The organism is Rhodococcus sp. USK10 (genome assembly GCF_019378875.1).
GTDB lineage: Bacteria > Actinomycetota > Actinomycetes > Mycobacteriales > Mycobacteriaceae > Rhodococcus_F > Rhodococcus_F pseudokoreensis.
Genome location: NZ_CP076048.1, coordinates 5,936,600 through 5,950,158 on the forward strand (window position 1 = coordinate 5,936,600; position 13,559 = coordinate 5,950,158).

Genomic DNA, 13,559 nt, shown 5'->3' on the forward strand with positions numbered 1-13,559 from the left:
TTGGTGCCGGGTCTTACTCGCCGACCGTGACGTCGACGTTGTGCACGCCTGCGCTCGTCGGGCTCACCGTGGCGGTGCCGTTGCCGGAGCTGGACAGTGCACGCACGGTCCAGTCGCCGGGAGCGGCGAAGAAGCGGAAGTCTCCGGTGCCCGAGGCGACGACCTCGGCGGTGAACTCTCCGCCGCCGTCGAGGAGACGCACGAACGCTCCACCGATCGGCTGACCGTCAGCCGCGAGAACGCGGCCGGTGATGACCGTTTCCTTCTCGACGTCGACGCCCGCGGGCAGGGTCTGGGTCTGTACAGGTGCTCCACACATGGCTCAGTGAACCTCCAACTCGATGGGTGCGCCGACGAGTGAGCCGTATTCGACCCAGCTGCCGTCGTAGTTCTTGACATCGGACTTGCCGAGGATCTCCTTGAGCACGAACCAGGTGTGGCTGGAGCGCTCGCCGATGCGGCAGTACGCGATGGTGGGCTTCGACTCGTCGTAGCCCTTCTCCGAGTACAGCTTCTCCAGGTCGTCGTCCGACTTGAAGGTGCCGTCCTCGTTTGCGGTGGTGCTCCACGGGATGTTGATGGCCGTGGGGACGTGTCCACGCTGCTGCGCCTGCTCCTGCGGCAGGTGCGCGGGGGCGAGGATCTTGCCGGAGAACTCGTCGGGCGAACGCACGTCGACGAGGTTCTTGTTGCCGATGGCGTCGATGACCTCGTCGCGGAACGCGCGGATCGTCAGGTCGGGTGCGTCGGCCTTGTACTGGGTGGCCGGGCGGGACACGGTCTCCTTGTTGAGGGGGCGTCCGTCGAGCTCCCACTTCTTGCGGCCGCCGTCGATCAGCTTGACGTCCTGGTGGCCGTACAGCTTGAAGTACCAGTACGCGTATGCCGCGAACCAGTTGTTGTTGCCACCGTAGAGAACGATGGTGTCGTCGTTGGCGACACCTTTGGCCGACAGGAGGTCGGAGAACTGCTGCTGGTTCAGGAAGTCACGACGGACCCCGTCCTGCAGGTCCTTCCGCCAGTCGAGGCGGATGGCGCCTTCGATGTGGCCGCCGTCGTATGCGCTGGTGTCCTCATCCACCTCGACGAAAACGGTCTTGGGGGCGTTGAGGTTCTGCTCAGCCCAGTCGGCGGAGACTAGGACATCGGAGCGAGCCATGGTGTTCCTTTCGATGTGTTCTTACTTGTGTCGGGTGGATCGTGCGGTGGTTCCGGGTGTGAAATTTTCAGGCCGCGGGCCTCAGGCGTGCGACGAGTGGATAGATCTGGCAGCCGAGGCAGAACCCGAATGCAGCGTTGAGGAACGCTGCGAACAGGGCGAATGCGGTGGCCACGGCGCCGACGAGACCGGAGCCTGTGAGGAAGCCGACGGTGCCGACGGCGGCGAAGACGAATCCGACGAGCTGCGCGAACCGCAGCGGTGCGGCGGGTTCGCGTTCGCTCACCGGAGCGAGTCGCGGCGCGACGAGGGTGCCGAAGATCCGGCCGTACGGGCTGCGCCGCGGCCCGGAGGCCGCGCCTGCCGCGAAGACGACCGCCTGCAGTGCCAGCAGAATTCCTGCTGCGACCAGCGAGAACGTCGACACGACGAGGACGGCGACGAGGACTGCGGTGGTGACCCAGGCGGCGAACCGCGGGCCACGAACGTCGACCTGCTCGACCTCGAGTGTTGTGGACATGAGAAGTGCTCCTGCGTTGAGTCCTGAATGCTTGCCTGGCGCCGAGCAACGACGGACGACGTCGTCATCGGGTTTCGATCACGTGCGCGGAGTCCGCGGTGTCAGCAGAAAGCGACAGCCCTGGTGATCAGCAACAGGTACAGCAACAAGCCCCGAGGCGGCACAGGTCTACCGTGCGGCGTCGGGTGAGCATGAGCTCGTGGCTGGATTGCACGACGACGAGTTTACCCGGTTCTTCAGGAATTTGAAGCCGGGGGCCGGGCGAGGGGTCCCAGCGCCGCCTTCAGGTCGGCCGCCGCGGGCACCCCGGACACCCGGAAGCGTTGCTGCAGGTCGGCGTCGAGAATGAACGTCGTCGGCAACGACAGAACGCCGAGTTCCTTGGCGAGAGCGGGATACTCGTCGATGTCGACTTCCACCTCGACGGGAGGTTCCGGCTCGCCGGCGAGGTCCGCGACGACCTGTCCGACGACCCTGCGCACCGCTGCGCAGGGTCCGCACCAGTCGGCGGAGAAGTGGAGAACGGTGGCCGATCGACCGTGCCCCGAACCCGCCCCGACGCCCGCCGCCTCGAGGAGCGTGCGTCGGGCGCCGGTCACGACCACGGTCGTCTCGCCGGTGGTCCGGACCTTCCCCTGGCGGCGCTGCCAGACGAGCCCGAACGCGAGGGCCGCGAACAGTGCGATCAGTAACAGTGTGATTCCGGTCATCGGCTCTGCAGTTCGTTCAGGTCGATCGTGACGTTGTCGCCGACGCCCTCGATGACGATCTGGGACCCCTCCGCGTACACCTCCGTCGGCTGGACGCCGAACGGCAGTTCCTGGGGGTCGATCGTCCGAGTGAAGAGGCCGAGGATCGCGGGGGCGAGCGGCTCGGGGATGGTGAAGTCGGCGTGGCCCTCGGGCCCGAAGTAGAAGTCGCTGGCGACAATCTTCACCTGACCGCCGTCGAGGACGAGGTCGGCCTGCACGCTGACGGTGGTTTCGAGGGGGCCGACGGGCACGGTGCCGGTGAGGACGACGCCGCCCGCGGTCGTCATTCCGGAGCCGCCCGAGCCGCCGGTCCCGTCCGACTTGCTGGCCGGCGGGGCCGAAACCTGCAGGTCGGGGATGTCGAGGAAGCGGCCGAGGTCGGTGGCGTCGATGAGCATGCGGCCGGAGAGGTGGTCGACCGGGAGGCTCTTCACGGAGCCGTCGACGAGGTCGGACAGCGGCGCGGACACGCCCAGGAGGGTGGACTCGATCGTCACTTCACCGACAACGTCGCTCTGCACTCCCTGGGCGCGGATCTCGATGTTCTCGTACTTCCCGTCCCATGCCTGGGTGAGGAACGGGAAGCCGTGCACCGTCACCTCGGGATCCGCGGTGAGGGACGCGCCCGCCCGCAGTTCCCGCGACACCCGGTACTCCGCGTAGGCCGCCGAACCGAAGTCGACGACGAGACCGAGTGCCACGAGGAAGACGATTCCGATGATGAGTTTCCGCACGGCCCCATTGTGACGGACACGGTGCCGGTGCAACCTCCGCGCCGGTTGCCGGGGTTCGGTGCGACGGACCTCGACGGCGGCGCGCTACTCTGTCACCGACAAAAGTGTCGATACCTTCAGTGTCGATCTACCTGGACCGGCGGACGAACGATTCGTCTTCCGGCCGGGTACGACGGCGACGAGATGGGAGGCTGTGTGGAGCTACTGCTTCTTACCTCCGACCCGAACCCCGAGGCAGTGCTGCCTGCCCTCGCCCTGCTGGCGCATTCGGTGCGGCCTGCCCCGACGGAGGTGTCTTCTCTCCTGGAAGCGAGCTCCGCCGACATCGCCCTGGTGGATGCGCGCACCGATCTCGCGGCGGCCCGCGGCCTCTGCCGGCTGCTGGGCAGTACGGGTTCCGCGGTCCCCGTGGTGGCGGTGCTCACCGAGGGTGGCCTGGTGGCGGTCAATTCCGACTGGGGTCTCGACGACATCCTGCTCCCGGGCACCGGACCGGCCGAGGTGGACGCCCGCCTCCGACTGCTGGTCGGACGCTCCGGCGGCGTCGCCAGCCCGGAGGCGTCGGGCAAGATCACGCTCGGCGAACTGGTCATCGACGAGGGCACGTACACGGCCCGGCTGCGTGGCCGCCCCCTCGACCTCACCTACAAGGAGTTCGAACTCCTCAAGTACCTGGCGCAGCACGCGGGTCGCGTCTTCACCCGCGCGCAGTTGCTGCAGGAGGTGTGGGGATACGACTTCTTCGGTGGTACCCGCACGGTCGACGTCCACGTGCGTCGTCTACGCGCCAAGCTGGGCAGCGAGTACGAATCCTTGATCGGTACAGTCCGCAACGTCGGATACAAGGCCGTCCGTCCCACCCGCAGCAAGTCGGGTGCGCCGGTGCCGCCGGTCGACGACCTCGATGCCGAAGATGCAGACTTCGAATCCGCGGAAGGACCTGTGATCCAGTGAGCGCTTCGGTGCAGTCCTGGACCGATCGACTCGACGGCAAGCAGGCCGCGGACGTGTCCGCACTGCTCGACCGCGCGACGGCAGCGGACGGAACCGCGCCCGTGTCGGAGCAGGGCGTGCACGCCGTGTCCGGGGCCGGCGGCGACGGTGTCCGTCATCTCGTGGAGACCGACGCCCATCGGATCGTCGGGTACGCGCAGCTGCAGCCGGGTCACGGCGAGCACCCCGCGATGGCCGAACTCGCGGTCGATCCCGAGGCGCGCGGCCGGGGGATCGGTAGCCGGCTGGTTACCGAGGTCCTGTCCGAGGGTGGTCCGGACACCCGGGTGTGGGCCCACGGTAACCTGCCCGCGGCGCAGGCGGTGGCGCACCGCCTCGGGCTGAGCGGTGCACGCGAACTGCTGCAGCTCCGGCGTCCACTCGAGGGTGCCGAGCTTCCGGAAATCGTTGTGCCGGAGGATATTTCACTCCGCGTGTACCGCGGAGTCGAGGACGACTCCGAGGTGCTGCGCGTCAACGCCGCCGCCTTCGCCTGGCATCCCGAGCAGGGGTCGTGGACCGAACGGGAAATGGCCGAACGCCGCGCGGAGGCCTGGTTCGATCCGGCCGGGCTGTTCATGGCGTACGGCACGTCGGACGAGAAGCGGCTGCTCGGGTTCCACTGGACCAAGGTGCACCCGCAGCAGGGCGACGAGCCTGCCATCGGTGAGGTCTACGTGGTGGCCATCGGACCCGACGCCCAGGGGCGCGGTCTCGGTCGATTGCTCACACTCGCCGGACTGCACTACCTGCGTGACCGCGGGCTCGGTGCGGTGCTGCTCTACGTCGAGGGCGACAACACGTCGGCGCTGCACACCTACGACCGGCTCGGGTTCGAGCGGTTCCACACCGACGTCGCGTACGCGCGAGCCTGAGGCGCTCCTCTTACTTCGGCACCCGTCGTTCGTCTCGGAAATATGGGCAAATGCTCAGTCTGTTCACTTTCCGTTCACCGATCGTGGTCCAACTGGACATTAGCTACCCCTAGGTTTCTCCGTGGGCAGCGCCGTGCTGCCTGGTGCAGGATCCTCCCGGTCCGCGCCTCATGTCGCCGCCCGATCGAGGGCGAGACGGTATTTCCGGAGGACTAGGTGAATCTCAAGCGCAGTGGCGCCCTGCTCGGTGCAGTGGCCCTGGGTGCCATGACCTTGGCCGCGTGTGGCAGCGACAACAACACCGCGTCGAGCGGCGTCGACGCAGCCGCCTCGAACGCAACGTGCGAGGGCAAGGCCAACCTCTCCTCGGCCGGTTCCTCGGCGCAGAAGAACGCCATGGACCAGTTCGTCTCCACCTACATCTCCGTGTGCCAGGAGAAGGGCAAGACCGTCAACCTGGCGTACAACCCCAGCGGCTCCGGTGACGGACGCACCCAGTTCATCGCCGGCCAGATCGACTTCGCCGGCTCCGACTCGGCGATCAAGGCCGAGCAGGCCGAGCAGGCCAAGGCCCGCTGCGTGGGCGGCGAGGCGTGGAACCTTCCCCTCGTCTTCGGACCCGTCGCCGTGGCCTACAACCTCGACGGCGTCGAGGATCTGGTGCTGAACGGTGAAGTGACCGCCAAGATCTTCAACGGCACCATCAAGAAGTGGAACGACCCGGCCATCGCCGCCCTCAACCCGGGCGCCACCCTGCCGGACCAGGACATCACCGCGATCATCCGCTCGGACTCCTCGGGAACCACCGACAACTTCCAGCAGTACCTCACAGCTGCCTCCAACGGCGCCTGGACCACCGGTGCGGGCTCCGACTTCACCGGCGGCATCGGTGAGGGCGCCAAGGGTTCGGCCGGCGTCGCGCAGGCAGTGGCCTCCGCCCCCGGCTCGATCACCTACGTCGAGAAGTCGTACGCAGACCAGAACAAGCTGTCGGCAGCGCAGATCGACACCGGCTCGGGCCCGGTCGCCCTGTCCGACGAGTCCGCGGCCAAGGCGATCGAGGGTGCGCAGTTCAAGGGTGCGGGCGAGGGCGATCTGACCCTCGACCTCGCCTCGATCTTCGGCACCAAGGAAGCCGGCGCGTACCCGCTGGTGCTCGCCACCTACGAGATCGTGTGCTCGAAGGGCTACGACGCCGACACCTCCGCGGCGGTCAAGTCGTTCCTGACCAGCGCCGCCAACGAGGGCCAGGACAACCTGGCCGCGCAGGGCTACGTGCCGCTGCCCGACTCCATGAAGGAGAAGCTGAACGCGTCGGTCGCCGCAATCGGCTGATTCACACGGTAAGTCGTTCGGACCCGCCCATGACTCGATATTCTGACGATGAAAGATTGGGAGCGCAGATGAGTGAAGCGCACACCGAATCAGTACCTCGCGCCTCCGGCTCCGCGTCAGGCGGGGCCGGGGTGGGCGGTCCGAACGGCACCCCGGAGGCCGAGTTGAGTTCCACCAAGGCCGAAACCCCGACCCCGACAGATTCACCTCGCGGCAAGGCCGTCTCGAGGCCGGGGGACCGGATCTTCAAGTCCCTCGCGACCACGTCGGCGATCGTCATCTCCATCCTCATCGCCGCGATCGGCATCTTCCTCGTCTGGCGTGCCGTTCCCGCGCTGAGCCGGAACCAGGTCAACTTCCTCACCAGCCGCGAGTGGGTTACCCAGAACATCAACGCGATGGCGTTCGGTGTGCTCGACCTGTTCCAGGTGACGGTTCTCGTGTCGCTGTTCGCGCTCGTGCTCGCGATGCCGGTCGCGCTGGGTATCGCGATCTTCCTCACCGAATACTCGCCGAGTTGGCTCAAGCGTCCGCTGGCGTACGTCATCGACCTGCTGGCCGCGGTGCCGTCGATCGTCTACGGCCTGTGGGGTCTGCTGGTGTTCGCTCCCGCGATCAAACCGCTTGCCGTGTGGCTCAACGAGACCCTCGGCTGGTTCCCGCTGTTCGCGACGGGCAGCGGTTCGATCACCGGCGGCGGCACCATCTTCACGGCCGGCATCGTCCTCGCTGTGATGATCCTTCCCGTCATCACCGCCGTGACTCGCGAAGTGTTCGTCCAGACACCGACGTCCCATATCGAGGCGGCGCTCGCCCTGGGCGCCACCCGGTGGGAAGTGGTGCGTACCACGATCATTCCGTTCGGCAAGTCCGGCTACATCAGCGGTTCGATGCTCGGCCTCGGCCGCGCCCTCGGTGAGACCATGGCGCTGTACCTGATCCTGCGCACCACGTCGCAGCCCTTCGGATGGTCGCTGTTCGACGGCGGCGCCACCATCGCGTCCAAGATCGCCCTCGGCTACGCGGAGTTCAACAACGACATCCAGGCCGGCGCGTACATCGCCGCAGGCCTGGTGCTCTTCGTACTCACGTTCGTCGTGAACGCCGCGGCCCGCGCCGTGATCGCAGGAAAGAAGGACTGACCCATGACCGCGACACTCGACAAGCCGGTCAAGGCACCCACCTTCCGGGGTGTGGGAACCCGGCGGCGCATCACCGATATCACCGCCACCGTTCTCGTGACGCTGGCAGTGCTCGTCGCCCTGGTCCCGCTGGTGTGGGTTCTCATCACCGCCGTCGTCAAGGGTATTCCCGCCCTGACGTCGGCCACCTGGTTCACGCACTCGCTCAGCGGACTCACGTCGTCGGCCGAGGGCGGCGGTATCTACCACGCGCTGATCGGCACGATCCTGCAGGGACTCGTCTGCGCGGTGCTGTCCATCCCGCTCGGACTGTTCGTCGCGATCTACCTGGTCGAGTACGCCGACCGGAAGTCGCGGCTGGCGAAGCTGACCACGTTCATGGTCGACATCCTCAGCGGTGTCCCGTCGATCGTGGCCGCCTTGTTCATCTACGCCCTGTGGATCGCGACGTTCGGTTTCCCGAAGTCCGGGTTCGCGGTGGCACTCGCCCTGGTCCTGCTGATGGTGCCCGTCGTCGTCCGCAGCACGGAGGAGATGCTCCGCATCGTGCCGCAGGACCTGCGCGAGGCGTCGTACGCGCTGGGAGTTCCGAAGTGGAAGACGATCGCCAAGATCGTGCTGCCCACCGCGCTGCCGGGCATCATCACCGGCGTCATGCTGGCGCTGGCCCGCGTGATGGGCGAGACCGCTCCGCTGCTGATCCTGGTGGGGTACGCACCGTTCATCAACTTCAACCTGTTCGGTGGCGAGATGGGCACCCTGCCCGGCGTCATGGTCGCCGAGATGAACAACCCGACCGATGCCGGTACCAACCGCATCTGGGGCGCGGCGCTGACGCTGATCCTGCTCATCGCCGTCCTCAACATCGCGGCCAAGGTCGTCGGCCACTTCTCACAGGTCCGCAGCAAGTGACACATACACTCGATTTCGAACATCAATCAGTAGGGAGCCGGTAATGGCCAAGCGTCTGGATCTCAAGGACGTCAACATCTACTACGGCAAGTTCCACGCCGTCGCCGATGTCGGGCTGTCGGTCCCCCCGCGGAACGTGACCGCGTTCATCGGTCCGTCCGGTTGCGGCAAGTCGACCGTGCTGCGTTCGCTGAACCGCATGCACGAGGTCACTCCCGGTGCGCGCGTGGAGGGTTCGATCCTCCTCGACGGTGAGGACATCTACGGTTCCGGCATCGACCCGGTCGGCGTCCGCAAGACGATCGGCATGGTGTTCCAGCGTCCCAACCCGTTCCCGACGATGTCGATCAAGGACAACGTGGTGGCCGGCCTCAAGTTGCAGGGCGAGCGCAGCAAGAAGCGTCTCGACGAGGTGGCCGAGCGGTCGCTGCGCGGCGCCAACCTGTGGAACGAGGTCAAGGACCGTCTCGACAAGCCCGGTGGCGGACTCTCCGGCGGTCAGCAGCAGCGTCTGTGCATCGCCCGGGCCATCGCCGTCTCGCCCGACGTCCTGCTGATGGACGAGCCCTGCTCGGCGCTCGACCCCATCTCGACGCTCGCGATCGAGGACCTCATCACGGAGTTGAAGAAGGACTTCACCATCGTGATCGTCACCCACAACATGCAGCAGGCGGCGCGTGTGAGTGACCAGACCGCGTTCTTCAACCTCGAGGCCACCGGCAAGCCGGGACGTCTCGTCGAGATCGACGACACGGAGAAGATCTTCTCCAACCCGACGCAGAAGGCCACCGAGGACTACATCTCGGGCCGCTTCGGATAACGCACACCACCCGCGAACGCCCCGGCCGGATCCTCGGCCGGGGCGTTCGCGTATGTAGAGACTACTTCCGGTGAATGAACGGGACGCCCGTACGGTCAGACCGTACGAGCGTCCCGTTCGCGCGAAAAGTGTTGGGGGAGTTTCACAGTTCCGGGTAGGCGGTGAGGTTGTCGGCGTCTTTCGCGGCGGTCTCGGTGTCGTCGGGCAGCTTTCCGGTGACGAGGAAGATCACCCGGCGGCCCACCTCGACGGCGTGGTCGGCGAAACGCTCGTAGAAGCGGCCGAGCAGGGTGACGTCAACGGCGGCGGCCACGCCGTGCTTCCACTCGCGGTCCATGAGCACGGTGAACAGGTGCCGGTGGAGGTCGTCCATCGCCTCGTCCTCTTCGCGCAGGCGCGCGGCACGCTCGGGATCGCGCGTCTCGAGGACCTCGCGGGCAGCGGCGCCGATGGAGACGGCGATGCGTCCCATCTCGGCGAAGTAGCCGTTGACCTCTTCCGGGAGTACGTGGTTGGGATGTCGGCGGCGCGCGATCTTGGCGACGTGGAGCGCCAGGGCACCCATCCGGTCGATGTCGGCGACGATCTGGATTCCGCTGACGACGGAGCGGAGGTCGCCGGCGACCGGTGCCTGCAGGGCGAGGAGGGCGAACGCCCGCTCCTCGCAGATGGTGCTGAGCTCGGTGATCTTGTCGTGCTCGCCGATGACCTGCTCGGCGAGCGAGAGGTCTGCCTGGAGCAGCGACTGGGTGGCTCGCTCCATGGCGACCCCCGCAAGCCCCGCCATCTCACCGAGCAGGTCGGCAAGCTCGGTCATTTGTTCGTTGTAAGCCACGCGCATGAGGTCACAGCCTACGGTGCACGGGAAACCAAGTCACGATCACACGGTGAACGCAGGGTGAACGACGCCGCTGATCGGGACGTCAATCGCAGGACGTGTCGCCCGCGTTCACAACGGCCAGGTCCGCGGGGATTTCCGCGTCCTCCGGCTGGCCGATTCGCACGTCCGCCATGCTGAGCGGGGTGTCGATCGGGCTCGGTGTCTGCACGGTCCCGGTGAAGCTCGAACCGATCGCGACCTCGACGACGGTGCCGAGTCCGGTGGTCGATTCGAGCACCGCACCCGGGAACGACGACGCCAGGGTCGCCGCCTCGGCCTCGTGGCCCGGCGAGAACCGGATGACGGTCTCGCTGCTGGTGCCCGTGTAGTTGCCGACGTTGTAGATCTGGAAGCCCTCGGCGGCCAGGGAGTCGGCGACGGTCGCGGCGAGCCCCGACTCACCCGACGCGTTCGACACCTGCACGGTCACGCTGGACGGGTCGACGGCCTGGACCGTCTGCGGGGTGGGCGCGGCCTGCGGCTCGGGGGCGGACGAGGGCAGGGGTTCCGCCCGCTTCTCGCCGGGCAGCGCCTCGTCGTCGATGATCGCGCGGAAGATGGCCTTGATGTCGTCGGTGCGGGGAATCTCGTTGCCCCACTCGGTGGTGCCCGCGGTGGGGACGGTCAGGAAGGTGACGGCGCCCGCATCGACGTTCTGCAGTGAGCGGCCGAGCGTGACCAGCGACTTCGTGTCGATGTTCTCCACGAACGTGTCGCGGGTGAACGCGTTGATGAAACCGTTCAGTTTGCCGGGATTGAGCAGCACCTGACTGGACAGGGCGCCCCGCAGCAGGGCGGAGAGGAATCGCTGCTGCCGGTTGATGCGGCCGTAGTCGCCGTTGCCCTCCGCCTCTACGTGTCTGGCGCGGACGAAGTTCAGTGCGGTCTTGCCGTCGAGCATCTGGGTGCCCGGCTGCGGCAGAACGGTGCCGAGAACGTCGTCCTCGAGCGGCTGGGTGGTACAGACCTTGACCCCGCCGATCTCGTTGACCATCGACTCGAAGCCGGCGAAGTCCATGCCGACGAAGTGGCCGATCTTCAGACCCGACATCTTCTGAATCACCTTCACCAGGCACTTCGGTCCGCCGAGTGCGTAGGTGGCATTGAGTTTGTCGCCGTCGGCGGCGGGGAACGTCTCGTCGGTGTAAGTGCCGCTGTCGTTGTCCCAGCCCTTGCAGACGGGCCGTTCGACGTCGAGGTCGCGGGGAAACGACACCGCGACCACCCGGCTCCGGTCGGCGGGGATGTTGACGAGCATCACCGTGTCGGCGCGGGAGCCCTCGGCGTCGTCGATGGTTCCGGCACCCACCTCGCCGCTGGCGCCGGCACGGGTGTCGGTGCCGACGATGAGATAGGTCTCGTCACCGGTCTGTCCGACGGCGTCGACGATGTCGGTCGACTCGGTGTCGAGTGCCGCGATCTGGTCGAACTTGCCCTCGGTGGAGCGGAGGTAGCCCCAGACGATGCCGGTTCCGGCGAGCGCGACCACCGCCACGAGCGCGACGACGGCGCGTCCCACTGCACGGAGACGCTTGCGTTTACGGGTCTTGTTGAGAGCCAGGCGCGTGGTGCCCGGGTTGCCGACCACCTGCGGTACCGCGGTGGTCTCGGCGGAATCCGCGACCCACTCGGGTTCGGGCGGGCTCTGCGGCGGCTCCGGCGGCGGGACTGCCGGAGCGGTCTTACGTGGCGGAACCCCGGGAGGCGGCGGCTGCCGCTCGTCGATCGGGGGAATGATCTCCGTTTTCTCCGGATCGTGGGGCTCGTTCGATTCGTCCCCGGCGGCCTTCTCGACCTTTTCGTCCCCGGCGGCCTTCTCGACCTTTTCGTCCTCGGCGACCTTCTTCACGAGGTCTGCGACGGAGAGCCCTTCGGTGGGCCCGCCCGCGGCCCGGCGGCCGATCCGGCCGCTGTCGTGGCGGGACGGTTCGGTGCGTTCCACCGGCGCACGATGCTCGAGGGAGGAGGTCCGTTCGGGAGGGCGCTGTTCGGGAGGCGACTGGCGGGGCGGGAGTCGCCGCGGCCGCCCCGACTGGGATTCCCGGTAGCTGGGATCCGCTAGAGGACGTTCCCAGGGGGCGCGGGATTCGGGAGTCGGTGAGTCCGCACTGTGATCATCACCCACCGATGCAACCTGACCTCTCCGCCGACTCGGACCTCCGTCGGCCCCGACGGATTCCAGCCATAGTACTTATCGAACGTCGAGGCTCCCCACATGTAGCGAGGTGACGCGCGTTCGTGCCGCTAACCACCAGAATGCATGAGGTCGGCGCCGGCGGGCACCAGGCAGTCGTCGGGGTCGTCGAGCCACCCCTCGGGGAGCGCGACCGTGCCGGGTGATCCCTGCCGCCCGCGCGGACCCTCGGCGTCCTTGGGGAACGGGATGGTCGGATCGAGCTGGACGAGGAGGTCGTCGAGTTCGGTGAGTTTGCTCACGAGGGCCATCGCGACCCGCAGTTCGGATCCGGCGGGGAAGCCCCGCAGGTACCAGGACACGTGCTTGCGCAGTTCGCGCAGGCCCTTGTCCTCGCCGTGGTGATCGGCGAGGAGTTCCGCGTGCCTGCGGATGATCGTGGCCACCTCGCCGAGGTTGGGCGGAGTGGGCTGCGGTTTTCCGTTCAGTGCCGCGCTCAGCTCCGCGAACAGCCACGGCCTGCCGAGGCACCCGCGTCCGACGACGACGCCGTCGCACCCGGTCTGTTCCATCATGCGGGCCGCGTCCTCGGCCGCGAAGATGTCGCCGTTCCCGAGGACGGGCACGTCCGTGACGTGCTCCTTGAGCCGGGCGATCTCGTTCCAGTCGGCCGTGCCGGAGTACCGCTGCGACGCGGTACGCGCGTGCAGCGCGACAGCGGCGGCACCCTCGCCGGCGGCGATCCGGCCTGCGTCGAGATGCGTGTGATGCTCGGCGTCGATGCCGACACGGAACTTGACGGTCACCGGGACGTCGGTGCCCTCGGTTGCCTTCACGGCCGCCGCGACGATCCGGCCGAACAGCGTGCGCTTGTACGGCAGCGCCGCACCGCCGCCCTTGCGGGTCACCTTGGGGACGGGGCAGCCGAAGTTCATGTCGATGTGGTCGGCCATGTTCTCGTCCACGATCATCTTGGCCGCGGCGTACGTGGTGTCGGGATCGACGGTGTACAGCTGCAGGGACCGTGGCGTCTCGGTCGGGCCGAACGTCGTCATGTGCAGGGTCGCGGGCTGCCGCTCGACCAGCGCACGCGCGGTCACCATCTCGCAGACGTACAGGCCGGACGTGCTGCCCGCGCGCTCCGTCTCGAGCTCACGGCACAGCGTGCGGAAGGCGACGTTGGTGATCCCGGCCATGGGGGCCAGAACCACCGGACTGCGCAGCTCGAGCGATCCGATACGAAGGGATGACATTGACGACCTCTGGGAAAGTGCTGGAAAAAACTGTGCCCGGTACCGAATCC

14 protein-coding genes are annotated in these 13,559 nt (G+C 67.3%); 6 read left to right on the forward strand and 8 right to left on the reverse strand.

What is annotated here, in order from left to right; translation table 11 throughout:
* Positions 1-13: 13 nt before the first annotated feature.
* The 5 genes from I1A62_RS34505 to I1A62_RS34525 all read right to left on the reverse strand — a co-directional run bounded on the left by I1A62_RS34505 (position 14) and on the right by I1A62_RS34525 (position 3,165).
* Complete coding sequence (locus tag I1A62_RS34505) at positions 14-319, reverse strand: DUF1416 domain-containing protein (RefSeq protein WP_072943045.1); 306 nt, start codon at positions 317-319, stop codon at positions 14-16.
* 3 nt (positions 320-322) lie between these two features.
* The gene (locus tag I1A62_RS34510) at positions 323-1,159 is read right to left on the reverse strand and encodes a sulfurtransferase (RefSeq protein WP_124392597.1); all 837 of its coding nucleotides are present in this window, start codon (positions 1,157-1,159) and stop codon (positions 323-325) included.
* Between the two features lie 67 nt (positions 1,160-1,226).
* Positions 1,227-1,679 carry a DUF4395 domain-containing protein gene (locus tag I1A62_RS34515; protein WP_219456771.1) on the reverse strand — a complete coding sequence of 151 codons (453 nt, stop codon included), beginning with the start codon at positions 1,677-1,679 and terminating at the stop codon, positions 1,227-1,229.
* A 236-nt stretch (positions 1,680-1,915) separates the two neighbouring features.
* Entirely contained in the window at positions 1,916-2,389 is a 474-nt protein-coding gene (locus I1A62_RS34520; protein ID WP_219456773.1) for a thioredoxin family protein, read from the reverse strand.
* Positions 2,386-3,165: an LmeA family phospholipid-binding protein gene (locus tag I1A62_RS34525; protein ID WP_124392600.1), complete on the reverse strand. Its 780-nt coding sequence runs from the start codon at positions 3,163-3,165 to the stop codon at positions 2,386-2,388. The genes I1A62_RS34520 and I1A62_RS34525 overlap by 4 nt, the downstream gene beginning before the upstream one ends.
* A gap of 195 nt (positions 3,166-3,360) precedes the next feature.
* Here I1A62_RS34525 and I1A62_RS34530 point away from each other — a divergent pair, with 195 nt between their 5' ends.
* The 6 genes from I1A62_RS34530 to pstB all read left to right on the forward strand — a co-directional run bounded on the left by I1A62_RS34530 (position 3,361) and on the right by pstB (position 9,242).
* Positions 3,361-4,119 carry a response regulator transcription factor gene (locus I1A62_RS34530; protein ID WP_124392601.1) on the forward strand — a complete coding sequence of 253 codons (759 nt, stop codon included), beginning with the start codon at positions 3,361-3,363 and terminating at the stop codon, positions 4,117-4,119.
* On the forward strand, positions 4,116-5,033 hold the full coding sequence (mshD, locus tag I1A62_RS34535; protein WP_124392602.1) for a mycothiol synthase: 918 nt from the start codon (positions 4,116-4,118) through the stop codon (positions 5,031-5,033). The genes I1A62_RS34530 and mshD overlap by 4 nt, the downstream gene beginning before the upstream one ends.
* A 216-nt stretch (positions 5,034-5,249) precedes the next feature.
* Positions 5,250-6,368, forward strand: coding sequence for a phosphate ABC transporter substrate-binding protein PstS (gene pstS / locus I1A62_RS34540; protein ID WP_124392603.1), 1,119 nt, complete (start codon positions 5,250-5,252; stop codon positions 6,366-6,368).
* Between the two features lie 68 nt (positions 6,369-6,436).
* The gene (pstC, locus tag I1A62_RS34545) at positions 6,437-7,510 is read left to right on the forward strand and encodes a phosphate ABC transporter permease subunit PstC (protein WP_124392604.1); all 1,074 of its coding nucleotides are present in this window, start codon (positions 6,437-6,439) and stop codon (positions 7,508-7,510) included.
* A gap of 3 nt (positions 7,511-7,513) precedes the next feature.
* Positions 7,514-8,422 carry a phosphate ABC transporter permease PstA gene (gene pstA, locus I1A62_RS34550; RefSeq protein ID WP_072943053.1) on the forward strand — a complete coding sequence of 303 codons (909 nt, stop codon included), beginning with the start codon at positions 7,514-7,516 and terminating at the stop codon, positions 8,420-8,422.
* 43 nt (positions 8,423-8,465) lie between these two features.
* A complete protein-coding gene (pstB, locus tag I1A62_RS34555) occupies positions 8,466-9,242 on the forward strand; it encodes a phosphate ABC transporter ATP-binding protein PstB (RefSeq protein ID WP_015888703.1) in 777 nt (258 codons plus the stop codon).
* 142 nt (positions 9,243-9,384) lie between these two features.
* On the opposite strand, the gene phoU is transcribed toward pstB, so the two are convergent.
* The 3 genes from phoU to dusB all read right to left on the reverse strand — a co-directional run bounded on the left by phoU (position 9,385) and on the right by dusB (position 13,509).
* Positions 9,385-10,083 carry a phosphate signaling complex protein PhoU gene (phoU, locus tag I1A62_RS34560; RefSeq protein ID WP_124392605.1) on the reverse strand — a complete coding sequence of 233 codons (699 nt, stop codon included), beginning with the start codon at positions 10,081-10,083 and terminating at the stop codon, positions 9,385-9,387.
* 82 nt (positions 10,084-10,165) lie between these two features.
* On the reverse strand, positions 10,166-12,247 hold the full coding sequence (locus tag I1A62_RS34565) for an LCP family protein (protein ID WP_219456775.1): 2,082 nt from the start codon (positions 12,245-12,247) through the stop codon (positions 10,166-10,168).
* Between the two features lie 119 nt (positions 12,248-12,366).
* Positions 12,367-13,509: a tRNA dihydrouridine synthase DusB gene (gene dusB, locus I1A62_RS34570; protein ID WP_072943055.1), complete on the reverse strand. Its 1,143-nt coding sequence runs from the start codon at positions 13,507-13,509 to the stop codon at positions 12,367-12,369.
* Positions 13,510-13,559 lie beyond the last annotated feature (50 nt).

Excerpts from the sequence above, each read along its gene's own strand:
- I1A62_RS34505 (WP_072943045.1), bottom strand. The coding sequence starts at position 319 with ATGTGTGGAGCACCTGTACAGACCCAGACCCTGCCCGCGGGCGTCGAC.
- I1A62_RS34510 (WP_124392597.1), bottom strand. The coding sequence starts at position 1,159 with ATGGCTCGCTCCGATGTCCTAGTCTCCGCCGACTGGGCTGAGCAGAAC.
- I1A62_RS34515 (WP_219456771.1), bottom strand. The coding sequence starts at position 1,679 with ATGTCCACAACACTCGAGGTCGAGCAGGTCGACGTTCGTGGCCCGCGG.
- I1A62_RS34520 (WP_219456773.1), bottom strand. The coding sequence starts at position 2,389 with ATGACCGGAATCACACTGTTACTGATCGCACTGTTCGCGGCCCTCGCG.
- pstC (WP_124392604.1), top strand. The coding sequence starts at position 6,437 with ATGAGTGAAGCGCACACCGAATCAGTACCTCGCGCCTCCGGCTCCGCG.
- pstA (WP_072943053.1), top strand. The coding sequence starts at position 7,514 with ATGACCGCGACACTCGACAAGCCGGTCAAGGCACCCACCTTCCGGGGT.
- pstB (WP_015888703.1), top strand. The coding sequence starts at position 8,466 with ATGGCCAAGCGTCTGGATCTCAAGGACGTCAACATCTACTACGGCAAG.
- phoU (WP_124392605.1), bottom strand. The coding sequence starts at position 10,083 with ATGCGCGTGGCTTACAACGAACAAATGACCGAGCTTGCCGACCTGCTC.
- dusB (WP_072943055.1), bottom strand. The coding sequence starts at position 13,509 with ATGTCATCCCTTCGTATCGGATCGCTCGAGCTGCGCAGTCCGGTGGTT.